This window comes from Micrococcus terreus, from assembly GCF_900116905.1.
Classification (GTDB): domain Bacteria; phylum Actinomycetota; class Actinomycetes; order Actinomycetales; family Micrococcaceae; genus Citricoccus; species Citricoccus terreus.
Window position 1 is genome coordinate 97,904 of the sequence record NZ_FPCG01000006.1, and the last position, 24,760, is coordinate 122,663.

Below are 24,760 nucleotides of genomic sequence, written 5' to 3' on the forward strand. Positions count from 1 at the left end.
CCGGCGGACGTTACCAGCACGGGTGGACTCTCCCTGTTCCTGTCCGTCACCGACTGTTCATCGACCCGCCACGGCGAGGCCACCCCCTGGGGGTCGACCGGCAGGAGTGTCTCCGTAGTCTCCGGAGTGTGAGAGTCGCTGTGGTCGCTGAGTCCTTCCTCCCGCACATGAACGGGGTCACCCACTCGATCCTGCAGGTGATCCGTCATCTCAAGGCCCGGGGCGACGAGGTCATGGTCATCGCCCCCACCTCCTCCTGGCTGGATGATGAGGCCCCCGCTGAGGTGGAGGGCTTCCCGGTCCACCGGCTTCCCTCCGTCCCGCTCTCGGGCTACTCCTCCGTCCGGGTGGCCGCGGGCACCGTGGCCCGGGTCCGGAGGATTCTGGCCGACTTCACCCCGGACATCGTGCACATCGCCTCCCCGTTCGTCCTGGGCTGGCGAGCCGTGCAGGCCGCGTCCTCCCTGCAGCTGCCCAGCGTGTGCATCTACCAGACCGAGATCCCGGCCTACGCCGCCCGGTACGGCGCACCCTGGCTGGAGGAGGTGCTCTGGCAGCACGTGGAGCGGATCCACGATCAGGCCACCATCACCCTCTCCCCCTCCAGCTTCTGCACCGATCAGCTGCACCGGCGCGGCATCCAGCGGGTGCACCGGTGGGGCCGCGGCGTGGACACCCAGCGCTTCCACCCCGGCAAGCGGGACGAGGCCCTGCGCGCCGAGCTGGCCCCGAACGGCGAGCGGCTGATCGGCTTCGTGGGCCGGCTGGCCGCGGAGAAGCAGGTCGAGGACCTGGCCGTCCTCGCAGATCTGCCCGGCACCCGGCTCGTCATCGTCGGGTCCGGCCCTCTGAAGGAGTCCCTGCGGCGGCGGCTTCCCGGAGCCCACTTCGCCGGGTTCCAGGGCGGGGAGGACCTGGCCCGGCACATGGCCAGCCTGGACCTGTTCGTCCACCCTGGGGAGTCGGACACCTTCGGCCAGACCCTGCAGGAGGCCATGGCCTCGGCGGTGCCGGTGGTGGCGGTGGGCCGCGGCGGCCCCCTGGACCTGGTGGACCCCTCCCGCACCGGTTGGCTCTATGCACCCGGTGATCTGGCGGGCCTGCGGGACCGCGTCACTGACCTGGTGTACGACGACGGCAAGCGGGCCGCGTTCTCCGAGGCCGCCTTCGCCACGGTGCAGGGACGCACCTGGCCGGTGCTCTGCGAACAGCTGATCGGTCACTACGAGCGGGCCATTCGAGTACGCGAGCGCCAGAGAGGCGTCCAAGCCCGCACCTATCTGCGCCAGAGCTCCGGCTGGGACGGTGGGGTGCTGCCTCGCTGATGAGCCCGGGGAGCCTGAACGCCCCTACGCTGGGGCCATGAGCACACCCGCAGCGCTGACCTCTGACCTGTCCACACCGCGTCGCCTCGGCCACAGCACGGTCCGCCCAGTGGGCCTGGGCTGCATGAACATCAACCACGGCTTCTCCTCCCGGTTCCTGTCCGAGCAGGAGGGCGTGGACTTCGTCCGGTCGGCCCTCGACGCCGGCGTGGACCACCTGGACACGGCGGCCCTGTACGGCGGCGGGCGGAACGAGGGGGTCGTCGGGCAGGCCTTGAAGGGCAGGCGCGACCAGGTGTTCCTGGCCTCCAAGGGCTCGCTGCTGCCCGCCGGTGACCCACGCAGGCTCGACGGCAGCCCGCAGGACCTGCGTCGCCAGCTCGAGGACTCCCTGCGCCGATTGAAGGTGGAGACGCTCGACCTCTACTACCTGCACCGCCTGGACCCGCAGGTCCCCGTGGAGGAGAGCGCCGGGGCGATGGCCGAGTTCATCGCCGAGGGGAAGATCCGCGCCTACGGACTCTCGGAGGTCTCCGGTCCCACCCTGGAGCGTGCTCACGCCGTGCACCCGGTGGCCGCCGTGCAGAACGAGTACTCCCTGTGGACCCGCAACCCCGAGTGGGGGCTGCTGCGGGCCTGCCGCCGCACCGGGACCACTCTGGTGGCCTTCTCACCGGTGGCCCGCGGCTTCCTGGCCGGCGCGGTCACCGACCCTCAGGCCCTGCCGGAGGAGGACATCCGCCGTTCCCAGCCACGGTTCTCTGCGGAGAACTTCCCTCTGAACCTGGCCCTGCTCGACCCGCTGCGCGCTGAGGCCGAGCGGATCGGCTGCACTGTGGCCCAGCTCGCCCTGGCCTGGCTGCTGGCCCAGGGCACCGATGTGGTCGCGATCCCCGGGACTGTCTCCCTGGAGCATCTGCGCGAGGACCTCGACGCCGAGCAGGTGCAGCTGAGCGCGGTGGATGTGGAGCGAGTGGACGCGATCGTCAACCACTCGACCGTCCGCGGCCACCGGTACGGCCCGGAGGCGCGGAAGCAGGCCGACACCGAAGACACGCCGCCCACCCACGGCTGAGCCGGTCATGTCATCCAGGCCACACTGCAGCCTGTGCTCAGCCCCACTGGGTACAGTGGACCCGGCACCGGCCCCGGCGATTCGCCGCGGGCCCACCCGAGAGTGAGGACGACCATGGAAGCTGGCCTGGAGACGCTGCGGCGAGAGGTGTTCCACCGCAACCCCGGCGAAAGTGAGTTCCACCAGGCCGTGACCGAGGTCTTCGAGGCACTGGGCCCGGTGGTCAAGCGGCACCCCGAGTACGTGGAGTCGGGCATCCTGCGCCGGATGTGCGAGCCCGAACGCCAGATCATCTTCCGGGTGCCGTGGGTCGACGACGAGGGCGGCATCCAGATCAACCGCGGCTTCCGCGTCGAGTTCAACTCCGCCCTGGGCCCCTACAAGGGCGGACTGCGGTTTCACCCCTCGGTGTACCTGGGCATCATCAAGTTCCTGGGCTTCGAGCAGATCTTCAAGAACGCGCTGACCGGCATGCCGATCGGCGGCGGTAAGGGCGGTTCTGACTTCAACCCCTCCGGCCGTTCCGACGGCGAGATCATGCGCTTCTGCCAGTCCTTCATGACCGAGCTCTACCGCCACATCGGCGAGTACACGGACGTTCCCGCCGGCGACATCGGCGTGGGCGGGCGAGAAATCGGCTACCTCTTCGGCCAGTACAAGCGCATCACCAACCGCTTCGAGGCCGGCGTGCTCACCGGCAAGGGCATGTCCTGGGGCGGCTCCCTGGTGCGCCCCGAGGCCACCGGATACGGCGCCGTCATGTTCGCCGACCAGATGCTCCGCACCCGCGGACAGTCCATGGACGGGCAGAAGGTCCTGGTGTCCGGCTCCGGCAACGTGGCGTTGAACGCCATCGCCAAGTCCCAGTCCCTGGGCGCCACCGTGCTGACCGCCTCTGACTCCTCCGGTTACGTGGTGGATGAGGACGGGATCGACCTGGAGCTGCTGCGCCAGGTCAAGGAGACCGAGCGCGCCCGCATCGGCGAGTACGCCGAGCGCCGCGGCGGCAAGGCGCGGTTCGTGCAGGACGGCACCGTCTGGGATGTCCCGGGCACGGTGGCCATCCCCTCCGCCACGCAGAACGAGCTGGATGACCGCTCGGCCAAGACGCTGCTGGAGAACGGGATCGTTGCCGTGGCAGAGGGCGCGAACATGCCCTCGACCCAGAAGGCCACCGAGATGTTCCTGGCTGGCGATGTGCTCTTCGGACCCGGCAAGGCCGCCAACGCCGGCGGCGTGGCCACCTCCGCACTGGAGATGCAGCAGAACGCCACGCGCGACACCTGGAGCTTCGACTTCACGCACGAGAAGCTCGAGCAGATCATGACCGACATCCACGACCGCTGCCTGACCACCGCCGAGGAGTACGGCTCTCCCGGCAACTATGTGGCCGGGGCGAACATCGCCGGGTTCGTCAAGGTCGCCGACGCCATGCTCGCTCAGGGCGTGGTCTGAGCGACCGCCTTCACGTTCTGACTACAGGTGCCTACCAGGGTCAATCCGCTGGTGGAGAATGCGGATGACGTCGACGGTGGCCTCGGTCTCCACGTAGAACACGAGATGGCTCCCGATGGCATAGCGCCGATAGCCCGTGCGGACGTCGTCGCACTGTCGCCCGAGGGAAGGATCAGCCGCGATACGTTCAACAGCACTCCACAGGTCGCCGATATACGTCTCGGCCTGGCGCAGATCCCACTGTTCCTCGGTGTAGTCCCAGATCTGCGAGAGATCTCGCTGAGCCGCCGGAGTGAGTCGGTAAGGCTTCACGGCCGCTTGGCCGAGATGAAGGCGTCGAAGTCGAACTCCTCCGGTTCCCCGGAGTTCTCACCCGCCACCAACGCCGCTCGCAGGGCCGCAAGGTGCGCCTCCTGGTCTTCAAGCAGCCGAAGTCCGGCGCGGACGACCTCGCTGGCCGACCGATAACGACCGGAGGCCACCTCTCGGCCGAGAAAGTCGACGAAATGGTCGTCCAAGCTGATCGACGTGTTCTGAGCCATGGCCCAACGGTACCAAGAATTGGTATTCAGGCGGTGAGGTCAGCGCCCAGGGCGTGGTCTGAGCGCTCAGCCCTGCAGGGCCGCAAGGGCCGCGCGCTGCTGGTCCGTGAGGCGGACCGGGCGGCCGGTGCTCGGGGTGGCGAACACCATGGTGGTGGTGGCGCTGACGCACTCTGTGCCCTCCACCCCGTCCCGCACGGAGTAGGCGATCTCCACCGAGGCGCCCTTGACCGCTGAGACCCAGACCCATACCTGGACCGGGACCGTGCGGTACTCCAGGGGTTTGCGGTACTTCACCGTGTGCTCGGCGATCAGCGCCTGGGTGCCTTCCGGCATGCCCTCGCCCAGCAGTGACACCGGTGCGGCCAGCCCGGGGGCGCCGGTCCCACCGGGGACGCCGAACGCGCCGATGCGCGCCTCCTCCAGCACCCGGGCGACCTGGACATTGTTCACATGCCCGTAGGCATCCATGTCTGCCCAACGCAAGGCGACCTGGACCAGGACAGCCGGGTGGCCGTCGTCGGGATGAGACAGGACCTGTCCTGTCTGACCACTCAGCACGGGGTCCGGAAGCGAGGAGGCAGGGTCAGCCACGGGCCTGCTCAGCGTGGACAGAGCCTTCCGAGGTGTCCCCCTTGCCGCCGCGCGGCCAGGTCAGCGGGGTCTCGCTGGCGGTCTCCGGGTCCACCAGGCCCAGTTCCTCGAGCTGACCGGCCAGGGCGGCGCCGTCCGGTCCGTAGCACCACGGCACGCCCGGCGTGGTGTCCCGAGTGTCCGAGGCACGACCACCGGCCAACAGGGCCTCAGACGGGGTCAGCTGACGGATCACGATAGCGCGGACCTTGTCCGGGTGCCGGCGGGCGAAGTCGGCATAGATCTCCGGGTCGTGCTGGCCGTCATCTCCGACCAGCAGCCACTTCATGTGCGGGAAGTCCTGGGCCAGACGCTCCAGCTGGGTGACCTTGTGCTCCATGCCGGAGCGGAACCAGCGGTCCTCGGTGGGGCCCCAGGCGGTCAACAGCAGCGGACCGAACGGGTAGAGGTTGCGCGAGAGGAACCGGGAGAGTGTCTGGGCCACATTCCAGGCGCCCGTGGAGAGATAGATGACCGGCGAACGCGGGCTGGACTCCAGGACCCGGTGCAGCAGCACGGCCATCCCCGGGGTGGGCGTGCGGGCATGCTCATCCAGCACGAAGGAGTTCCAGGCGGCCAGCAGCGGACGGGGCAGCGCGGTGACCACCACGGTGTCATCGATGTCCGAGACCAGGCCGGTGGTGACGTCATCCCGGACGATGAAGATGTCCGAGGTGGAGACCTCCCCGTCAGCAGCGGCCAGCTGGATGGTCTGCCAGCCCGGCTCCATGGCGACCTCGACGCGGGCGTCCACCACACCGCCGCGGTCGGCCCGCACGGTGAAGGTCTGCTCGCCCACGTGCACCTCGACCTCGGCGTACGGGACCGGAGGCGAGACGAAGTTGCGCCAGCCGCGCACCCCGTCCTCCACCACCTTGGCCAGACGACGCCCGTTCTCGAACGCCTCATCCGGGGCCATCACCACGCGGGAGAGCACACGGATCCAGGAGGTGGTGCCGTACCCGGTGAAGGAGAGCACGGTGGGCTGGTTGCCTCGGCGGATGGCGAAGTTGCGGCGCATCTCCTCGAAGCGGTGCTGGACGGAGGTGGCCAGGCGCTCCGGGGCCGAGGGGTCGCGGCGTTCCAGCAGAGGCGAGACGATCTCCGCCGTGGTGTACCGCTGGTCCGGGGACTGAGAGGGGGTGTCAGACATGCCTCCAGTATTCCGTACCGGAGGGGTCCAGGGCACACCGGGTCAGACCGTGCGGCGCAGCGGGACCTCTTTGATCAGCAGCACGGCCACCACCGTGGGCAGGGCGATGAACGCCGCAGCCAGGAACAGGGTGCCTGAACCGCTGGAGTAGATGGAGGACATCTGCTGGGCGGAGGCGGCCCCGATCAGCTGGATCGCCATGATCGAGCCCAGCACCGAGTTGCCGATGGCCCCGCCCACGGTGCGGAAGAACGCCACCGCCGCCGAGGCCGCCCCGATCTCCGTCACCGAGACGGTGTTCTGCACCGCCAGCATCACGTTCTGCACCACCATGCCCAGGCCGAGGCCGACCAGGAAGATCTTCACGCCGATCACCCAGAACAAGGTGGCCTCATCCACCGAGGCCAGCCAGAAGGTGGCGGCCACAGCCACGGTGGAGCCGACCACCAGGTAGATCTTCCAGCGCCCGTACCGGGTGATCAGCTGCCCGGTGGCGATGGAGCCGATCAGGTTGCCGGCGATCAGCGGCAGGGTCAGCAGCCCCGAGGCGGTGGGCTCCAGTCCGCGGCCGTTCTGGAAGTACAGTCCCAGGTAGGCCGGGAGGGAGAACATCAGCACGGCGGAGCTGACGGCCGCGATGATGGCCAGCAGGGTGGTGCGGCTGCGGAAGATGCCCAGGCGCATCACCGGCTCCTTGGACCGGGACTCCACCATCAGGAACAGCACCACCAGCACGAGCACGGCGCCGACCAGGGCGGCGGACTGCCAGGAGACCCAGGGGAAGTAGTCCGGGTTGCCGGCGAAGGACACCCAGATCAGCAGCAGGCAGGTGGCCAGGGCCAGCAGCGTGGCGCCCCACCAGTCGATGTGCACCTCGCGGCGGTGGTGGACCAGCTTGAGCGTCTTGGCGATCACCACCATGGCCAGCACGGCCAGGGGCACGCCCACCCAGAAGGTCCAGCGCCAGCCGATGGTGTCCACGATCAGACCTCCCAGCAGCGGACCGGCCGCCGTGGCCGTGGCCATCACGGCGCCCATGTAGCCGGCGTAGCGGCCACGTTCACGCGGGGAGATGATCGCACCCATGATCGCCATGGACAGCGCGCCCAGGCCGCCCACACCGATGCCCTGCACCACGCGCCCGGCGATCAGCATCTCCATGTTCGGTGCCGCTCCGGCGATGATCGAGCCGGCGATGAAGATCAGCAGGGTCAGCTGGATCAGCTTCTTCTTGTCCACCAGGTCGGCCATCTTGCCCCAGATCGGGGTGGTGGCCGCGTTGGCCAACAGGGTTCCGGTCAGCACCCAGGAGTACTGGATCTGGTTGCCGCCCAGGTTGTTCACGATCACCGGTAGAGCGGTCACCACGATGTTGATCGAGAGCATCGAGGCGAAGAATCCGGCCAGGATGCCGGTGAGCGCCTCGAGGATCTCCTTGTGGCTCATCTGCCGGGTGCTGGCCGGCTGGACGGGGATGGTCCCGGTCAACGGGGCCTTCACCCGCTCCTCGGGCTCGTGCTGCTCCGGTTCGTCCGGCGCCTGGGCCTCAGGGGTGCCGGGAGTGCGGCTCATGCGGTGTCCTTCGAATCTGTCAGGTCTGTTCGGCTCGGGGCGGCCACGGAGGGCAGGGCCTGAGTGCTCGGTGGCGGAACGGTGGGGCGTGTGGGTGACTGTCCGATCATCTCGGCGAGTCCGTCGCGCATCTCCTCAACCACTCCGCGCAGGGCCGTCACGGCCGAGTCGGCGGTGGTGGCGTCCATCTCCGCCAGGGACTTCTGGATCACCATGATCCGGCGTTCGCGCAGGGCCAGCACGGTGGCCCTGCCCTCTTCGGTCAGCCGGATCCGGGCCGCGCGGGCATCATCCGGGTCCGGCTCCCTGCTGATCAGCCCGTTCTGCTCCAGATCGGCAAGCTGACGTGACTGCGGCGCCGCCCCGATCCCCAGCCACTCGGCGATGTCCTTCGCCCGCGCCGGTTCGTTGCGCAGCAGGTAGAACAGGGTGGCCTGCGCACCGGGGCCGGGGTCATCGGGCTGACGGTGGGCTCGGAATCCCCATCGGAGCACGCGGTCGAGCATCTGCAGCATGCCGAACAACTCCTCCGCCGTCTCATGGCTCATGCCCACCGCACACCCCTCCTTTAGTTGCCTTCGGCAAGCAAGTGTACGACTGGTTGCCTCAGGCAATCAAATCCGCGAGGTCGCGCGGGGACTCGACCGGCCGTCGTCGGGAAGCCCTGAGCGGACCGCGCACCTAGGCTGGCCTCATGGCCGTCACCCCCACTCCCGCCCCTGCTGACCTGCGCCGGATCGCCTGCGACGCCGCCGCCACCTGTGCCCCGGAGCTGGCCCGGGCCTTCCGGTCCACACCCGCCGAGCTGCAGGTGGCGACCAAGCGCAACACCCACGACCTCGTCACCCTGCATGACCGCGCCACCGAGGACGCGCTGGTGGCGTTCCTGGAGCAGGCGGTGCCCGGTTCACGCTTCACCGGCGAGGAGGGCGGCTCCCGCGGAGGTCACGGGCTTCCCGACGACGGCCCCGTCACCGAGGCGACCGGCTCGCCGGCAGCAGCGGGCGGGCAGGTGGAGTGGATCATCGACCCCATCGACGGGACCTCGAACTTCGCGCACGGCTTCGCCATGTTCTCCGTCTCCATCGCCGCCGCAGTGAACGGCGAGGTGGTGGCCGGCGTGGTGCTGGACCCGGTGGGCGGGCTGGAGTTCTCTGCGGACGATGCCGGCGCGTACCTGAACGGCGAGCGGTTCGGAGCGGGTGCGCCCGTGGCCGAGCCCGAGGGCGCTGGGCCGGCGGATGAGTCCTCACTGAACGTGGTCACCTCCTACCCCTCGGCCGAGGCGCTGGAGCTGGACGGCACTGCCGCGCTGGAGCGGTTCGGGCGGCTGGTGGACACCTACGCCACGGTGCGCCGGACGGTCTCCGGGGCGCTGGAGTGCGCGTTCACCGCGATCGGCTGGGCGGACGTGACCCTGGGCGTGGACACCAACCCCTGGGATGTGGCCGTGGGACAGCTGCTGGTGCGCCGGGCCGGCGGGACCTACGTGCCCCGGTTCTATGACACAGACGGACCGGAACGGCGGGCCGCCCATCTGGCCCCCTGCTATGTGGCGGTGGCGCCCGGGCGGCGGGCCCCCACCGCAGTGCGGGTGCTGGAGGAGACGGTCACCGCCCGCCGTGCCGCCGGATACCGGGGTCGGTGACCCGCGGTTTCACACCCCCGGACCGGAACGTCACCGTCCCGCAGGACGAGGAGATTCCGGTGAGGCGGTGCGGAATCGTCAGGCAGCCGGGACCCTGTGCGGGCACCCCTGGCCGGGGGACCGCTGACAGGGCAGAATGGGAAGCACGAACATGAGACACGAGCACAGGAGGCCGCGATGACCGAGTCCACCGCCAACGCCCGCACCCACGGAGTGCTGTCCATGTTCGAACACGAGGACGGCGAGCCGGTCCTGGTGCTGGATGACGCCCAGTGCTGGAAGCTGCTGGAGCACACCCGGCACGGTCGCCTGGGGCTGCGGGTCAACGACGAGCTGGATCTGTTCCCGGTGAACTTCGTGGCCCGCGATCAGAAGATCTACTTCCGCACCGCGCCGGGCAGCAAGCTGGCCGAGCTGACCATCAACCCCAAGGTGATCGTCCAGGCTGACGGCATCCTCTCCGATCAGGGCTGGTCCGTGCTGGCCCGCGGCACCGCCCGCGTGCTGGAGAACGAGGACGAGATCGAGTTCGCCGAGGGCCTGGGCATCCAGCCGTGGATCCCCACCTACAAGGACTTCTACGTGGAGGTGGACGTGTCCCGGGTGACCGGCCGCCATTTCATCTTCGGTGAGCAGCCCGAGCGCTTTGAGTAGTCGCTGACGGCTTCACCGCAACCGCTGACCCCCGGCCGCTGACGCGATGACCGGGGGTCAGTGGTGTCTGGGATCAGTCCTCCAGGTGGCTGGGGGCCCACATCTTCAGGCGGGTCTGGACCACGACGACGTTGGGCCCCTCCCCCGCAAAGGCGCGGGTGAGTGCCGGGCCGACCTCCTCCACGGGGACGGCCTCCGCCGGGACGCCGAAGGACTCGGCGAGCGCGACGAAGTCCGGGCGGGCCAGCTCCGTGGCAGTGGCCTGGCCGAAGGTGTCCTCCATGTACTCGCGCAGGATCCCGTACCCGCCGTCGTCCACGATCAGCCAGGTCACCGCGGCATCGTGCTGCCGGGCTGCGGCCAGCTCCGCGATCGAGTACATGGCCGAACCGTCACCGGCCACGGCCAGCACCCGCCCGTCGGCACCGGAGCGCCCCTGGGAGGCCAGGCCGAGTGCTCCGCCGAACGCCGCTGGGAAGCCGTAGCCCAGTCCGCCGGCCCCCTGGGCGGAGTGGAACTGCCCGGACTGCGCGTCCCACACGTTCCACGCCCAGTAGGCGGCGATCGTCATGTCCCAGAAGGTCTGCATGCCGGAGGGCACTGCCGAACGGACGTCGGCCATGAAGCGCTGCTCCCGGTTCAGGTCCTGTCCCTCCAGGCGCTCCTGGACCTTTCGGTTGACCTCGGCCACCACCTGCGGGGCACTGCGCCCGCGCCACTCCGCGCCAGCCCAGGTGCCGTCGTCGGGTGATCCTGCCGCGCCCTGCCCTGCCGCGGCCTCCAACGCGTCTGCCAGGGCACCCAAGGCCTGGCCGGCGTCGGCACGCACACCCAGGGTGGGGAAGTTGGTCTCCAGCACGCGGGGCTCGGCGTCGATCTGGATCAGCTTGCCGCGCGGCTCCAGGGTGAAGTAGTTCGAGGTCACCTCGCCCAGGGAAGATCCGATGACCAGCAGCACCTCGGCGTCCTCCAGCACCTCGGTGACATGCCGGTCCTCCACCCAGGAGCCCATGGAGAGCTCGTGGTCTGAGGGGAAGGCGCCCACGCCGCCGGGGCTGCACACCACGGGGGCCTGCAGCAGCTCGGCCACCCGCAGCAGCTCCCGTTCGGCCTCATCACCGGAGCGCCGCACGCCCCCGCCGGCCACGATCGCCGTACGGGTGGACGCGGCCAGCCAGCGCACCGACTCGGCCACGAGCTCCTCGCGCGGAGGGTGGTCGTAGGGCACGGCCAGCGCATCCTGCACGGGCGGGACCATGACCTCGCCCAGCAGCACGTCCTGGGGGACCTCCACCCACACCGGCCCCTGCGGAACGGTGATGGCGTCCGCCCAGGCATCCTGAATGGCCGAGGGGATCCCGGAGGCGTGGTGCACGGTGATCTGGGACTTGGTGACGTTGCGGGCCGAGGCCTTCTGGTCATCGAGCTGGTGCAGCATGCCCTTGCGGCGAGCGCCGAGTCCGGACAGCGGGATCTGTGAGGCCACCACCACCAGGGGCACCGCCGTGGCGTAGGCCTCCTGCAGCCCGGCCAACGAGGTCAGCGCGCCGGGTCCGGTGGAGAGGAACAGCACGCCCACCTCACCGGTGGCGCGGGAGTAGCCGTCCGCGGCGAAGGCCGCGTTGTTCTCCACCCGGTTGGAGACGAACTGCAGGTCAGACCGGGACAGGGCGTCGAACAGGCCCAGGGCATGCTGACCGGGGATGCCGAACACCGTGCGGGCGCCCAGGGCCTGCAGGGTCTCCACCACCAGGTCTCCGCCGTTGCGCTGATGCTCAGCCGGCTGGTTCGGCTGATTCGGCTGGTTCGGCTGGTTGTGCTCGCTCATGCGGTCTCCCCCGTCTGCTGGGTACCCTCGGCACCCTCGGCACGGCCGGCCCTCAGGTCGGCCATCAGGCTGATCAGGTCGTAGGCCACGTGGGAGGCGGCGATCCCGGTGAGCTCGGCGTGGTCGTAGGCCGGGGAGACCTCCACCACGTCGGCGCCCACCAGGTTCATCCCGCGCAGGCCACGGATGATCTCCAGCAGCTCGCGGCTGGTCATGCCACCGGCCTCCGGAGTGCCGGTGCCGGGGGCGTGAGCGGGGTCCAGCACGTCGATGTCCACGGAGATGTACAGCGGGCGGTTGCCGATCCGGTCGCGCAGCCGGCCCACCACCTCGTCCACGCCCTGGCGGAAGACGTCCGAGCTGGTGACGATCCCGAAGCCAAAGCGGCGGTCGTCCTCCAGATCCTTCTTGCCGTACAGCGGACCGCGCGTGCCCACGTGGCTGATCGCCTCGGTGTCCAGGATGCCCTCCTCCACCGCCCGCCGGAACGGGGTGCCGTGGGTGTACTCGGCGCCGAAGTAGGTGTCCCAGGTGTCCAGGTGCGCGTCGAAGTGCAGCAGGGCCACCGGCTCACCGGCGCGCTGGGAGGCGGCACGCAGCAGCGGCAGGGCGATGGTGTGGTCCCCGCCCAGGGTCATCAGCGAAGCGCCGTCCTCGGTCAGGTCCAGGGCGTCCTGCTGCACGGCCTCGATCGCCTCGTGGATGTTGAACGGGTTCACGGCCATGTCCCCGGCGTCGGCCACCTGGACCTGGGCGAACGGGGAGGTATCCGTGGCCGGGTTGTACGGGCGCAGCAGCCGGGAGGACTGGCGGATGTGCCCGGAGCCGAAGCGGGTGCCGGAGCGGTAGGAGACACCGGCGTCGAAGGGCACGCCCACCACCTTGATGTCCGCGCTCTGTCCGGCGGCTGCCACCTCGTCGAGGCGGGGCAGCAGCGCGTAGGTGGGGGCGCCGCCGAAGCGCGGCACCAGGGCGGAGTTGACGGGTCCGATGTTCCCGTTCTCGGTCACGCGGGGGATCTCCAGCATGGTCGGGTCCTTTCAGCAGGGGTTCTGTCTCAGGGTCGAGGGCAATCAGGGGTTCAAGGGGTTCAAGGGGTTCAGGAGCGGGGCACGGTCACCGGGAGCGCCTCCCGGCCAGGATCCAGAGCACGACGGCGGCTCCGTCGCCCGGGTTCTGCCAGGAGTGCGGTTCCGTGCCAGGGAACGTCACGGTGTCCCCGCTCTGCAGGGTCAGCTCACCGTCGGGCGTGATGAGGGTGAAGGGGCCGTCGATCACGTGCAGACTCTCCACCGTGCAGTCCACGGTGTACAGGTCGCTCTCCCCGCGGCCACCGGGGGCGACCACCGCGCGGATCACCTGCAGCTCGCGCTGGCCGGGCGGCGTGACCAGCTGTTCGGTGATCCCCTCGCCGCCCAGGCTGACCCGGGGTGCATCGGCCAGACGCACCACGGAGAGCTCAGGGGCGTCGAGCACCTCTCCGGGGGCCACGCCCAGCACCTGGCAGATCGAGATCAGGCTTGTCACCGAGGGACTGGTCAGGTCCCGTTCCACCCGGGAGAGGAACCCTTTGGTCAGCCCGGCGAACTCGGCCACCTGGTCCATGGTCAGATGCCGGTCCTGGCGCAGCTCACGCAGTCGCCGGCCGAGCGCCTGCCCAGTGCCAGTCGGCTGGATCGGCAGGGACTTCACGCGGACTCAGCCCGGCGCTCGCCCACAGCAGGTTGTCCAGAAGTAAACATGGGTTTACCGTATACCCGTCACGGTGTGGTGGACAACACAGCCGTCCACCGCTGTGCATCCGTCCGCCCCGCCTCCCCCTCCTCCCTCCCACCTCTGAGGTTCCCCATGCAGACGTTGAACATCGTCATCATCGCCGTCTATCTCCTGAGCATGCTGCTCTTCGGCTGGTGGGGTCGGCGCCGCACCCAGGGCAGCTCCGACTACCTGCTGGCCGGCCGTCGCCTCGGCCCCCTGCTCTACACCGGCACCATGAGCGCCGTCGTGCTCGGCGGAGCCTCCACGGTCGGCGGCGTCGGCCTGGGCTACGTCCACGGCATCTCCGGCATGTGGCTGGTGACCGCCATCGGGGTCGGCGTCCTGGCCCTCTCCCTGCTCTTCGCCCCGGTGCTGCAACGCCTGAAGATCTACACCGTCTCCCAGATGCTCACCCTGCGCTACGGCTCGGAGGCCACCCAGGTCTCCTCCATCGTGATGCTGGCCTACACGCTGATGCTCGCCGCCACCTCCACCGGCGCCTACGCCTCGATCTTCGTGGTGCTCTTCGGCTGGGACCGCTGGCTGGCCATCGTGGTCGGCGGCGCCATCGTCCTGGCCTATTCGGTGATCGGCGGGATGTGGTCCATCACCCTGGCGGACATGGCCCAGTTCCTGATCATGACCCTGGGCATGTTCGTGCTCATGCTGCCGATCTCCCTGTCCCAGGCCGGCGGTCTGGGCAGCATGCAGGAGCGGCTGTCCGCGGAGTTCTTCGACATCGGCGGCATGGGGCTGCAGTCGATCATCACCTACTTCGTGATCTACACCCTGGGCCTGTTGATCGGCCAGGACATCTGGCAGCGCGTGTTCACCGCCCGCTCCCCCGAGGTCGCCCGCTGGGGTGGCACCGCCGCCGGCATCTACGTGATCCTCTACGGCGTGGCCGGTGCCCTGATCGGCATGGCTGCGGCGGTGGTTCTGCCCGGCATCGAGGTCAAGGACGATGTCTTCGCCTCGGTGGCCCTGCAGATGCTCCCCATCGGCCTGGGCGGGCTCGCCCTGGCCGCAGCCGTGGCCGCCATGATGTCCACCGCATCCGGCGCCCTGATCGCCGCCGCCACCGTGGCCCGCGCCGATGTGGTGCCCTTGATCCGCGGCATCCTGGCCGGGCGACGTCCGGCCACCCTGGACGCCGAGGCCGCCCGCCGCGAGGCCGATCAGGAGATCTCCGAGGCGCAGCGCTTCGAGGAGGACGTGGACTCCAACCGCTGGTGGGTCCTGGGACTGGGCGTCTTCGTGCTGGTCCTGGCCGTGATGGTCCCGGATGTGGTCGCGGCCCTGACCATCGCGTACGACATCCTGGTCGGCGGTCTGATGGTGGCCATCATCGGAGGCCTGGTCTGGTCCCGGGGCACCGGCGCCGGGGCGGCCTGGTCCATGCTGGCCGGCACCGTGGGCACGCTGGCCACGATGATCACCCTCGAGGTCCAGGGCGATGAGCCCTTCGCCGGCGTGTACGCCAATGAGCCGATCTACGTCGGTCTGATCGCCTCGGCCGTGGTCTACGTGGTGGTCAGCCTGCTGACCCGCCCCACGCACCCCACGGTGCTGGAGGCCTGGCGTCGCCGCCGTGCGGAGGGCGGCGAGGAGTTCATCCCCGGTTCCTCGGTCACAGCCACCACACCGCACTGATCCCCAGGGCGCTGAGCACCACCACCAGGGAGAGCATCCACAGCACCGCCCAGACGTCGGCGCGCACCCGCTCCTGACGGATCCCGTGAGACTGCAGGGCGTAGCGCCGGCGCTGGGTGAGGTGGATGGCCATCCCGGCCACCGCGCACAGCAGTGCCGGGACCAGGGTGATCGGCCCCTCGGTGGGGTACCAGCGCAGGAACATCATCGAGGCCACGAACAGGGCCAGCAGGGTCCTGCCCCAGCTCATCACGGTCCGCTCCGGCTGCAGACCCGGGTCCTCGTGCAGGGGCGGCGGTGACGTGCGTGGTCTGAGCGTGTACCGGATCCGGGCACGGCGCTGACCGCGCCCCACCGCGGCTTCCGTTCTCACCGGCACCTCAGGAGGGCCGGACCAGGACGAAGACCACCAGCACGACGGCGGCCAGGGCACCTCCCACGGCCAGCACCGGCACCAGCAGGGGCAGGGGCAGAGGACGGCCGGTCCGCATGGCCCGCTCGACCCTCACCCACCGGAAGCCGGCGGTCACCGCGATCAGCGCGGCCAGCGCCAGCAGCGTGGATCCCATCGCCTTGCGCGTCAGCTCGTCGAACACCGCCCCGGTGAAGGCCTCCACGGCGATCCCGCCGGCCAGCAGCGCCAGCGAGGTGCGGATCCACGCCAGGAAGGTCCGCTCGTTGGCCAACGTGAAGCGAGGATCAGGCTCCCTCCCGCCACCCAGGACGGAGCCGGCCACCCTCCCGCGGGATGCGGACGGTGAGACGCCCGCGGAAGCGCCGGAGCCGCCGTCGGGCTGGTCTGAGCCGGTGTCCGGCGAGGCGGTCTGGGAGCGCGAGGTCATGCCCTCCATGCTACGGCGGGCCCGGCGTAGACTGTCTGATCGGCTGGCATCCCAGCCGTCCCCTCCCCGTCCACGGAGCCGTTCCATGCCCTCGTCCGCCGCCCCTGAACCGTCGGCAGCCGCCGTCGATCCCTCTCCGGATCAGATCCGCCGGTGGCGGCGGTACCTGGCCGACGAGATCGCCGAAGGTGACATCTACCGTCAGATCGCCGCCCGCAAGGACGGGGCCGAGCGGGACATCCTGCTGGGACTGGCCGAGGCCGAGCGGCGCCACGAGAATCACTGGCGGACCCTGCTGGGTGAGCACGCAGAGAAGACCGTCCGCCCCTCCGTGCACCGGATCCTGCTGCGCTGGCTGGCCCGGATCTTCGGCTCCGTGTTCGTGCTGGCCCTGGCCCAGCGGGCCGAGTCCGATTCGCCCTACGCCCAGGACCAGGACGCCGCTCCGGGCATGGCCGCTGATGAGGCCATCCACGAGGAGGTCGTGCGCGGGCTGGCCGCTCGGGGCCGCGAGGAGCTGGCGGGGAACTTCCGTGCGGCCGTGTTCGGCGCCAATGACGGCCTGGTCTCCAACCTCGCCCTGGTGATGGGCATCGGCGCCACCGGTGTCTCCAACCAGGTGGTGCTGTTCACCGGGATCGCCGGCCTGCTGGCCGGCGCGCTGTCCATGGGCGCCGGCGAGTTCGTCTCGGTGCGGTCCCAGCGCGAGCTGCTGGACGCCTCCTCCCCCACTCAGATCACCCTGGACGCCGCCCGTGACCTGGACCTGGACCAGAACGAGCTCGAGCTGGTGTACCTGGCCCGGGGGATGGACCGTGAGGATGCACGCCACCGCGCCCAGGAGCGCTTGGGGTACTTCTCCTGTGACTGCAACCCGGCGTTCTCGGCCCGCCCGGACGGGTCTCAGGGGCCGGTGGACCGCTCGGCCGAGCACCGGGAGATCGGCAATGCCTGGGGAGCGGCCCTGTCCAGCTTCGGCTTCTTCTCCTCCGGGGCGATCATCCCGGTGCTGCCCTACATCTTCGGCCTGACCGGCCTGACTGCGGTGGCGGTGGCCGCCCTGCTGGTGGGCCTGGCCCTGCTGTTCACCGGCGGCGTGGTCGGACTGCTCTCCGGGGCCTCTCCGCTCAAGCGTGGTGTGCGCCAGCTGCTGATCGGCTTCGGCGCCGCAGCGGTCACCTACCTGCTGGGCCTGGCCTTCGGCACCTCGGTCGCCTGATACCACTGAACTGCCCCAGCCGAAGGATCGGCGGATGGGCAGTTCTCCCCATCGCGAGCCCGTCACGATCGGTCTAGGCTCACAGCGGGCGCCAGCCCTGCATCGGCTTCGCACAGGAGGGACTGTTGAGCCGGTCCTGCCGGAGGCGCATCGGGGGATGCATGGGGGCAGGAACGGGCTGGCGATCCGCGGAAGGGGGTCACCTCATCCGCAGAGGCCATCGGATCGGAACGGGCTCCGGTGGCCTCTCCTCATCCCCCGCCGTGCGGGCAGCGTCTGAGCACGCTCAGCACTCGATCACGTTGACGGCCAGTCCGCCGCGCGAGGTCTCCTTGTACTTGATCTTCATGTCCTGGCCGGTCTCGCGCATCGTCTTGATGACCTGGTCCAGGGACACCGTGTGGCGGCCGTCGCCGCGGCGGCAGAGCCGGGCGGCATTGATGGCCTTGACCGACGCGATGGCATTGCGCTCGATGCAGGGAATCTGCACCAGTCCGCCCACCGGGTCACAGGTCAGGCCCAGGTTGTGCTCGATCCCCACCTCGGCGGCGTTCTCCACCTGACGTGGAGTCCCGCCCAGCAGCTGGCACAGGCCTGCCGCAGCCATGGAGCACGCCGATCCGACCTCCCCCTGACAACCCATCTCAGCGCCGGAGATGGAGGCGTTCTCCTTGATCAGGATCCCGATGGCCGCCGCGGTCAGCAGGAACTCCACCACGCCGTCCTCCACCTGTTCCGGAGTCATCTCTCGAGTCAGGAAGTCTCGCCAGTAGTGCAGGACCGCCGGGATGATCCCCGCTGCGCCGTTGGTGGGAGCGGTCACGATCCGCCCACCAGAGGCATTCTGCTCGTTGACGGCCAGCGCGTAGAGGTTGACCCACTCCATGGCTCCCAGGGCATCGGGGGCACTGCCGTCCTTGGGGGCACTGCCGTCGCGAGGTGCGCTGAGCTCGAGCTGCTCCTTGAGCAGGGCTGCACGCCGGGGGACCTTGAGCCCTCCGGGGAGGGTGCCGGTGGACTCACACCCGGCCTCCACACAGTCCTGCATGACCTGCCAGACGTTCAGCAGCGCCGCGCGGGTCTGCTCCCAGGGGCGGAAGGCCTCCTCATTGCGCCGCATCAGCTCGGGGATGGAGATGCCCTCCCGTTCGCAGTGGGCCAGCAGCTCCTTGCCGGAGCTGAACGGCAGCGGCAGCCGCGTGGTGTCCTCGACCACGCGGTCTGCACCGGCCGCCTCGTCATCGACCACGAACCCGCCGCCGACGGAGTAGTAGACCCGCTCCACCACCACCTCGCCGTCCGCGTCATAGACGGTGAAGGACATCCCATTGGGGTGGTACGGCAGGGACTTGCGCCGGTGCATCACCAGATCGGCCTCCGGATCGAAGGCCAGGTCCTTGCCGCCCTGCTCGGGCCCGCCAGCCAAGGACAGGCGCCGTTCGGCCTTCATCGACTCCACACGGGAATTGGCCCGCTCGGTGTCCACCGTCTCCGGGTCCTCGCCCTCCAGTCCCAGCAGCACGGCCCGATCAGAGCCGTGACCATGCCCGGTGGCGCCCAGTGAGCCGAAGAGCTGGACGTGGATCCTCTCAGTGGCCTCCACCAGCCCACACTCCACCAGCCCCAGGGCGAAGCGCCGTCCGGCCCGCATGGGACCGACGGTGTGAGAGGAGGATGGGCCGATGCCCACGGAGAAGAGGTCCAACACGGAGAGTGCCATAGTCCAGCAAGTCTTTCAGATCGATGACCCTGTGACCACCATCACCGGCCGCCGCGTGCCGAGTCAGTGTTCAGGTGCGGATTCGGAGATCTGATGCGCGTTCAACTGGTCTCGGATCGCGTCAGGGACGGCCTCGGAGCCGTCAGGTCCGACGACGACGTACACAACCTCTCCGGTTGCGCAGACCTGGCCATGCTGCAGGGCGCGCTCGGCGAGCGCGAAGGAGGTCCGCCCCACGCGGGTCACCGCGCATTCGATGGTGACCTCTCCCGAGAGCTCCAGCTCACGGTGGAACGTCACGGTGAAGGTCTTGATGACCAACGGGGAGGACTGGACGTGATCGGAGTGGCGGAACATCGCGTAGATCTCCGCCCGGCCAGCCTCGAACCAGACGGGCAGCACCGTGTTGCTGATGTGCCCGGCCCTATTGGTCTCGCTCATCCGCGGGGTGATCTGCGTGGTGAACATCAGGTGGTCTCCGCTCCGTCAGAGACGGCCGCCCTCCCTGAGGGGAGGACGGCCGTCTGTCTGTTCGTGATGCAGGTGAGGGTCAGCCCTCGAGGATCTCGCGCATCAGCTGCGCGGTCTCCGAGGGGGTCTTGCCCACCTTCACGCCGGCGGCCTCCAGGGCCTCCTTCTTGGCCTGAGCCGTACCGGAGGAGCCGGAGACGATGGCGCCTGCGTGGCCCATGGTCTTGCCCTCCGGTGCGGTGAAGCCGGCCACGTAACCCACCACGGGCTTGGTGACGTTGGCCTTGATGAACTCGGCGGCACGCTCCTCGGCGTCGCCGCCGATCTCGCCGATCATCACGATCGCCTTGGTCTCCGGGTCAGCCTCGAAGGCCTCCAGGGCATCGATGTGCGTGGTGCCGATGACCGGGTCGCCGCCGATGCCGATGGCGGTGGAGAAGCCCAGGTCACGCAGCTCGTACATCATCTGGTAGGTCAGGGTGCCCGACTTGGAGACCAGGCCGATGGGGCCGCGGTCGGTGATGTTGGCCGGGGTGATGCCGGCCAGGGCCTCGCCCGGAGTGATGACGCCGGGGCAGTTGGGGCCGATGATGCGGGTGGTCGGCTTGCCGTCTTCACCGGTGGTGGACTCGGCCAGAGCGTAGAACTCGGCGGTGTCCTGCACCGGGATGCCCTCGGTGATCACCACGAGCAGCGGCATCTTGGCCTCGATGGCCTCCACGGCTGCGTCCTTGGCGAACTTCGGCGGCACGAAGGCGACGGAGACGTCGGCTCCGGTCTTCTCCATGGCCTCGGCCACGGAACCGAACACGGGCAGCTCGACGGCGTTGCCGTCCTTGTCCGTGTGGGAGACGGTGGTGCCGGCCTTGCGGGCGTTGACGCCGCCGACGATGTTGGTCCCGGCCTTGAGCATCAGGGCGGTGTGCTTGGTTCCCTCACCGCCGGTGATGCCCTGGACGATGACCTTGGAATCCTTGTTCAGGTAGATCGACATATCTGTGTGGTCCGTCCTTCGTGCTTACTTGTTGGCCAGCTCGGCGGCCTTGTCGGCGCCTTCGTCCATGGTGGTGGCCAGGGTGACCAGCGGGTGGTTGGCCTCATCCAGGATGCGGCGACCCTCCTCGACGTTGTTGCCGTCCAGGCGGACGACCAGCGGCTTGGTGGCCTTGTCGCCCAGGATCTCCAGGGCCTTGACGATGCCGTTGGCCACGGCGTCGCAGGAGGTGATGCCGCCGAAGACGTTCACGAACACGCTCTTGACCTGCTCGTCGTTCAGGATGACGTCCAGGCCGTTGGCCATGACCTCAGCCGAGGCGCCACCGCCGATGTCCAGGAAGTTGGCGGGCTTGACGTTGCCGTGCTTCTCGCCGGCGTAGGCCACCACATCCAGGGTGGACATGACGAGTCCGGCGCCGTTGCCGATGATGCCGACCTGGCCGTCGAGCTTGACGTAGTTGAGGTCGTTCTCCTTGGCCTTGGCCTCCAGGGGATCCTCGGTGCGCTTGTCGACCAGGGCGGCGTGGCCCTCCTGGCGGAACTCGGCGTTGTCGTCCAGGGTGACCTTGCCGTCCAGGGCGAGGATCTTGCCGTCGCCGGTCTTCACCAGCGGGTTGACCTCGACGAGGGTGGCGTCCTCCTTCTCGAAGACACCCCAGAGCTTGACCAGGACCTCGGCGACCTGGCTGCGCAGCTCCTCGGGGAAGTTGGCCTCGGCCACGATCTTCTCGGCAGTGGCCTGGTCGATGCCGGTCAGTGCGGAGACGGGGACCTTGGCCAGTGCCTCGGGGCGCTCCACGGCCAGCTGCTCGATCTCCATGCCGCCCTCGACCGAGCACATGGCCAGGTAGGTGCGGTTGGCGCGGTCCAGCAGCACGGAGAAGTAGTACTCCTCGGCGATGTCGGCACCCTGGGCGATCATCACCTGGTGCACGGTGTGGCCCTTGATGTCCATGCCCAGGATGGCCTTGGCGTGCTCGTAGGCCTCGTCAGCGGTCTTGGCGACCTTGACGCCGCCGGCCTTGCCGCGGCCACCGACCTTCACCTGTGCCTTGACGACGGTCACGCCGCCGATCTTCTCAGCGGCCGCCTTGGCCTCTTCCGGGGTCTGCGCCACGATGCCGGCCAGCACGGGAACGCCGTGTGCCTCGAACAGATCGCGCGCCTGGTACTCATACAGGTCCACGGGTTGGAGTCCTTCTACGTTGAAGTCAGGGACGACCGGTTTCCGCAGGCGACGACATGGGCACGCCACACGTCCAGGAGTCTGGCTCGAGAATGCGTGGGTGTCCGGCGCGGCGGAGGCCGGCCGGAGGTCCGGGACACAGCCCGTTCCGTCCAGTCCCTACCTTAGTCGACCTTGGTCAGCGGCGCGTACCGGAGCAGCAGCCGCTTCTCGGTGCCGTCGAAGGTGACCTTGGCCACGGTCTTGTCCCCGCTCCCCTCCAGCGAGAGCACCGTTCCCCGCCCGAAGCTGGAGTGCTCGACGGCGTCACCCGGACTGAGTGCCACGATCTCCTTCTGCGGCTGCACCCGGGTGCGCGCCCCAGATCTGCCGGGCACCGTCAGTTCGGCATCCTCGGCGTAGCTTCCGGACGGGCGGGCCGGCCGGGCGGGAGCGGAGTCCTCCCGGTCATAGCTCCACCGGCGCTGGCTGGAGGCCCCCGCACCCCAGGATGATCCGGAGAACCGCTTGTCATAGCGAGAACCGGATCCGCCGTGGCCGCCGATCGACCCGCCGCCCCACCCGGAGCCGAAGCCTGCCGGCCGTGTGCTGCCCTCGCGTTCCCACTCCACCAGCTCCTCGGGGATCTCCCCCAGGAACTGGCTCGGCGGGTTGAACTGGTGCTGGCCCCACAGCGAGCGCGCCTCCGAGCGGGAGAGGAACAGCCGCTTCCGGGCACGGGTCAGGCCCACATAGGCCAACCGCCGCTCTTCGGCCAGTTCCTTCTCATCGGTCATGGACCGGGCATGGGGGAAGACCCCGTGCTCCATGCCGGTGAGGAAGACGACCGGGAACTCCAGGCCCTTGGCGGTGTGGAGGGTCATCAGGGTGACCTGGCCCAGGGCGTCGGCCAGCTCAGCGCCCTCCACATCCGGGGCGGTGGGCAGCTGGTCGGCGTCGGCCACCAGGGCCACCTGCTCCAGGAAGTCCCCCAGCGTCCCGTCCGGGTGAGTCTTCTCGAACTCGCGCACCACGGCCACCAGCTCGCCCAGGTTGTCGGCGCGGGATTCGTCCTGCAGGTCCTCGGAGCTGCGCAGGGCCTGCAGCATCCCGGTCTGCTCCAGCACCGCCTCCAGGACGGTGGCCGGCCCGGAGGTCTCGGCGATCTGGGCGAGGTCGTCCATCATCTGCACGAACTGTGCCACCGACTTGGCCGAACGCGTGGCCATGGCCGGAGCCTGGTCGGCCTGGCGCAGCGCCTCGAAGAACGTGGACCGATTCCGATCCTGCAGGGCGGCCACAGCACCCTCGGCCCGGTCCCCGATCCCCCGTTTGGGCTCGTTCAGGATCCGGCGCAGGTTGATGTCGTCGTCGGGGTTGTCCAGCACACGCAGGTACGCTAGTGCGTCCTTGATCTCCTTGCGGTCGTAGAACCGCGTGCCGCCGACCACCCGGTAGGGGATGCCCTTGGTGACCAGCCGCTCCTCGAGGGACCGGGACTGGGCGTTGGTGCGGTAGAACACCGCGACGTCGGCCGGCCGGATCCCGTCCTCGTCCTGCAGCCGGTCGATGGTCGAGGCGATCCATTCGGCCTCGGCTGACTCGTTCTCGGCGGCATAGCCGATGATCCGCTCCCCCGCGCCCTCGGCGGTCCACAGGTTCTTGGGCCGGCGTTGGGGGTTCTTGGCGATCACCGCGTTGGCCGCGTCCAGGATGTTCTGGGTGGAGCGGTAGTTCTGCTCCAGCTTGACGGTGGTGGCCTCGAGGTAGTCCTGCTCGAACTCCACGATGTTGCGGATGTCCGCACCGCGGAAGGCGTAGATGGACTGGTCCGAGTCGCCCACCACGGTCAACGCGCCGCCCGCCGTGGCCACGCCCTCCGGCTCCCCCTCGGGCCCGGTGAGCAGGCGCACCAGGCGGTACTGGGCGTGGTTGGTGTCCTGGTACTCGTCCACGAGCACATGCCGGAAACGGCGGCGGTAGTTGTCCAGCACGGCGGGGAACGCCTCGAACATGTGCACGACCATCCCGATCAGGTCGTCGAAGTCCATGGCGTTGGCCTGACGCAGTCGCTGCGTGTACTCGGCGTAGACCTCGGCCACAGCCTGGGCGAACGGGTCTGAACCGGAGACGGTGGCCGAGTGGTCCTCGGCGTCCACGAGCTCGTTCTTCAGCGAGCTGATCCGGTTCAGCAGGGCCTTGGGGGCGAAGCGCTTGGGGTCCAAGTCCCGGGCCTTGGCGATCGAGGTCACCAGCCGCAGGGAGTCTGCAGAATCGTAGATGGAGAAGTTGGACTTGAGCCCGACGGCGGCCGCCTCGTTCCGCAGGATCCTCACGCAGGAGGAGTGGAAGGTGGAGATCCACATCTTCTGGGCGGCCGGGCCGACCAAGGCGGTGATGCGCTCACGCATCTCCGCGGCGGCCTTGTTGGTGAAGGTGATGGCCAGGATCTCATGGGGGCGGGCCTGGCCGGTGGCCAGCAGCCAGGCGATCCGGTGGGTCAGCACACGGGTCTTGCCCGACCCGGCACCGGCGACGATGAGCAGCGGCCCGCCGGTGTGCTCCACGGCGGCACGCTGCTGTTCATTCAGCCCCTGAAGCAGATCCTCGGCCGAACGGGACTCCAGCACCGCCGGGCCGCCGAAGCGAGGGCCCCTCGCCTCGGGATCGGCCGTCACGGGTGGCTGAGAACGAGGCGGGAACAGGCCGGGCAGGGAGGACTGGAGATGCTGGGACATGGTGGCGTCCACTCTACCGAGGGGCCGGACGAGATATGCGGGTGGGCGCCGTCACCGGATCGGGATCACAGCATCGTCATCAGAGGGGCGCAGTCTCCCCGCAGATGCGGCAGACCTCGCTCCGGCGCTTGCCCCAGCGCAGGATCGGGATGAAGAAGAGGGAGAAACGCTGATGGGTCTCGAGCCGCTCCCAGGTGGTGGTTTTGCCGCAGCGCGGACAGGTCCGGGTCTGGCCGGGACCGAGGGAACGCTGGCCGGGGCTCACACCGAAGATGAAGAACATACTGGCCACAGTAGAGACTGCGGCGGGGGC

The 24,760-nt window shown here is 69.3% G+C and carries 24 protein-coding genes; 7 read left to right on the plus strand and 17 right to left on the minus strand.

Features of this window, described 5'->3' with window-relative positions; genetic code table 11:
• Window positions 1-128 precede the first annotated feature (128 nt).
• The 3 genes from BM355_RS08610 (at window position 129) to gdhA (ending at window position 3,855) form a co-directional block, all read left to right on the plus strand.
• On the plus strand, window positions 129-1,325 hold the full coding sequence (locus BM355_RS08610) for a glycosyltransferase family 4 protein (RefSeq protein WP_091697301.1): 1,197 nt from the start codon (window positions 129-131) through the stop codon (window positions 1,323-1,325).
• 37 nt (window positions 1,326-1,362) lie between these two features.
• Window positions 1,363-2,400, plus strand: a complete 1,038-nt coding sequence (locus BM355_RS08615) for an aldo/keto reductase (RefSeq protein ID WP_091697304.1) — start codon at window positions 1,363-1,365, stop codon at window positions 2,398-2,400.
• 114 nt (window positions 2,401-2,514) lie between these two features.
• On the plus strand, window positions 2,515-3,855 hold the full coding sequence (gene gdhA, locus BM355_RS08620) for an NADP-specific glutamate dehydrogenase (protein WP_091697307.1): 1,341 nt from the start codon (window positions 2,515-2,517) through the stop codon (window positions 3,853-3,855).
• Between the two features lie 21 nt (window positions 3,856-3,876).
• Here gdhA and BM355_RS08625 read toward each other — a convergent pair whose 3' ends face one another.
• The 6 genes from BM355_RS08625 to BM355_RS08650 all read right to left on the minus strand — a co-directional run bounded on the left by BM355_RS08625 (window position 3,877) and on the right by BM355_RS08650 (window position 8,303).
• Entirely contained in the window at window positions 3,877-4,167 is a 291-nt protein-coding gene (locus BM355_RS08625) for a type II toxin-antitoxin system RelE/ParE family toxin (protein ID WP_091697310.1), read from the minus strand.
• On the minus strand, window positions 4,164-4,397 hold the full coding sequence (locus BM355_RS08630) for a type II toxin-antitoxin system ParD family antitoxin (protein WP_091697312.1): 234 nt from the start codon (window positions 4,395-4,397) through the stop codon (window positions 4,164-4,166). The genes BM355_RS08625 and BM355_RS08630 overlap by 4 nt, the downstream gene beginning before the upstream one ends.
• 66 nt (window positions 4,398-4,463) lie before the next feature.
• Entirely contained in the window at window positions 4,464-4,991 is a 528-nt protein-coding gene (locus BM355_RS08635; RefSeq protein WP_425435616.1) for an acyl-CoA thioesterase, read from the minus strand.
• Window positions 4,984-6,183, minus strand: coding sequence for an App1 family protein phosphatidate phosphatase (locus tag BM355_RS08640; RefSeq protein ID WP_091697315.1), 1,200 nt, complete (start codon window positions 6,181-6,183; stop codon window positions 4,984-4,986). The genes BM355_RS08635 and BM355_RS08640 overlap by 8 nt, the downstream gene beginning before the upstream one ends.
• 42 nt (window positions 6,184-6,225) lie before the next feature.
• Complete coding sequence (locus BM355_RS08645; RefSeq protein ID WP_091697318.1) at window positions 6,226-7,755, minus strand: MDR family MFS transporter; 1,530 nt, start codon at window positions 7,753-7,755, stop codon at window positions 6,226-6,228.
• On the minus strand, window positions 7,752-8,303 hold the full coding sequence (locus BM355_RS08650; protein WP_143109458.1) for a MarR family winged helix-turn-helix transcriptional regulator: 552 nt from the start codon (window positions 8,301-8,303) through the stop codon (window positions 7,752-7,754). The genes BM355_RS08645 and BM355_RS08650 overlap by 4 nt, the downstream gene beginning before the upstream one ends.
• Window positions 8,304-8,449: 146 nt before the next feature.
• On the opposite strand from BM355_RS08650, the gene BM355_RS08655 reads away from it, so the two are divergent.
• Both BM355_RS08655 and BM355_RS08660 read left to right on the plus strand, forming a co-directional pair.
• Entirely contained in the window at window positions 8,450-9,403 is a 954-nt protein-coding gene (locus BM355_RS08655; protein WP_091697322.1) for an inositol monophosphatase family protein, read from the plus strand.
• A 177-nt stretch (window positions 9,404-9,580) separates the two neighbouring features.
• Window positions 9,581-10,057 (plus strand): pyridoxamine 5'-phosphate oxidase family protein, encoded by a 477-nt coding sequence (locus BM355_RS08660; RefSeq protein ID WP_245760688.1) that lies wholly within the window; start codon window positions 9,581-9,583, stop codon window positions 10,055-10,057.
• A 73-nt stretch (window positions 10,058-10,130) separates the two neighbouring features.
• Here BM355_RS08660 and BM355_RS08665 read toward each other — a convergent pair whose 3' ends face one another.
• From BM355_RS08665 to BM355_RS08675, 3 genes are all read right to left on the minus strand, one after another.
• Window positions 10,131-11,885 carry a thiamine pyrophosphate-binding protein gene (locus tag BM355_RS08665; RefSeq protein ID WP_091697324.1) on the minus strand — a complete coding sequence of 585 codons (1,755 nt, stop codon included), beginning with the start codon at window positions 11,883-11,885 and terminating at the stop codon, window positions 10,131-10,133.
• Window positions 11,882-12,913 carry an agmatinase gene (speB, locus tag BM355_RS08670; protein WP_091697326.1) on the minus strand — a complete coding sequence of 344 codons (1,032 nt, stop codon included), beginning with the start codon at window positions 12,911-12,913 and terminating at the stop codon, window positions 11,882-11,884. The genes BM355_RS08665 and speB overlap by 4 nt, the downstream gene beginning before the upstream one ends.
• An 88-nt stretch (window positions 12,914-13,001) precedes the next feature.
• Window positions 13,002-13,577, minus strand: coding sequence for a helix-turn-helix domain-containing protein (locus BM355_RS08675; RefSeq protein WP_091697329.1), 576 nt, complete (start codon window positions 13,575-13,577; stop codon window positions 13,002-13,004).
• A gap of 156 nt (window positions 13,578-13,733) precedes the next feature.
• Here BM355_RS08675 and BM355_RS08680 point away from each other — a divergent pair, with 156 nt between their 5' ends.
• Window positions 13,734-15,296, plus strand: a complete 1,563-nt coding sequence (locus BM355_RS08680; RefSeq protein ID WP_091697332.1) for a sodium:solute symporter family protein — start codon at window positions 13,734-13,736, stop codon at window positions 15,294-15,296.
• Here BM355_RS08680 and BM355_RS08685 read toward each other — a convergent pair.
• The gene (locus BM355_RS08685; protein WP_425435617.1) at window positions 15,274-15,669 is read right to left on the minus strand and encodes a DUF202 domain-containing protein; all 396 of its coding nucleotides are present in this window, start codon (window positions 15,667-15,669) and stop codon (window positions 15,274-15,276) included. The two genes, BM355_RS08680 and BM355_RS08685, sit on opposite strands and share 23 nt — an antisense overlap.
• A gap of 7 nt (window positions 15,670-15,676) precedes the next feature.
• Window positions 15,677-16,138, minus strand: coding sequence for a YidH family protein (locus tag BM355_RS08690; protein ID WP_091697334.1), 462 nt, complete (start codon window positions 16,136-16,138; stop codon window positions 15,677-15,679).
• Window positions 16,139-16,223: 85 nt separating this feature from the next.
• Between BM355_RS08690 and BM355_RS08695 the strand changes: the two genes are divergently transcribed.
• Window positions 16,224-17,357 carry a VIT1/CCC1 transporter family protein gene (locus BM355_RS08695; protein WP_091697337.1) on the plus strand — a complete coding sequence of 378 codons (1,134 nt, stop codon included), beginning with the start codon at window positions 16,224-16,226 and terminating at the stop codon, window positions 17,355-17,357.
• A 286-nt stretch (window positions 17,358-17,643) separates the two neighbouring features.
• Here the strand turns inward: BM355_RS08695 and BM355_RS08700 are convergent, their stop codons facing one another.
• From BM355_RS08700 to BM355_RS08725, 6 genes are all read right to left on the minus strand, one after another.
• A complete protein-coding gene (locus BM355_RS08700; protein ID WP_091697339.1) occupies window positions 17,644-19,077 on the minus strand; it encodes an L-serine ammonia-lyase in 1,434 nt (477 codons plus the stop codon).
• A 63-nt stretch (window positions 19,078-19,140) separates the two neighbouring features.
• Entirely contained in the window at window positions 19,141-19,545 is a 405-nt protein-coding gene (locus BM355_RS08705; RefSeq protein ID WP_091697340.1) for an acyl-CoA thioesterase, read from the minus strand.
• A gap of 82 nt (window positions 19,546-19,627) precedes the next feature.
• A complete protein-coding gene (gene sucD, locus BM355_RS08710) occupies window positions 19,628-20,542 on the minus strand; it encodes a succinate--CoA ligase subunit alpha (protein WP_091697342.1) in 915 nt (304 codons plus the stop codon).
• Window positions 20,543-20,566: 24 nt separating this feature from the next.
• Complete coding sequence (sucC, locus tag BM355_RS08715; RefSeq protein WP_091697345.1) at window positions 20,567-21,730, minus strand: ADP-forming succinate--CoA ligase subunit beta; 1,164 nt, start codon at window positions 21,728-21,730, stop codon at window positions 20,567-20,569.
• Window positions 21,731-21,894: 164 nt separating this feature from the next.
• Complete coding sequence (gene pcrA / locus BM355_RS08720; protein ID WP_091697348.1) at window positions 21,895-24,447, minus strand: DNA helicase PcrA; 2,553 nt, start codon at window positions 24,445-24,447, stop codon at window positions 21,895-21,897.
• Between the two features lie 79 nt (window positions 24,448-24,526).
• Window positions 24,527-24,730 (minus strand): zinc-ribbon domain-containing protein, encoded by a 204-nt coding sequence (locus BM355_RS08725; RefSeq protein ID WP_091697350.1) that lies wholly within the window; start codon window positions 24,728-24,730, stop codon window positions 24,527-24,529.
• Window positions 24,731-24,760: the final 30 nt, after the last annotated feature.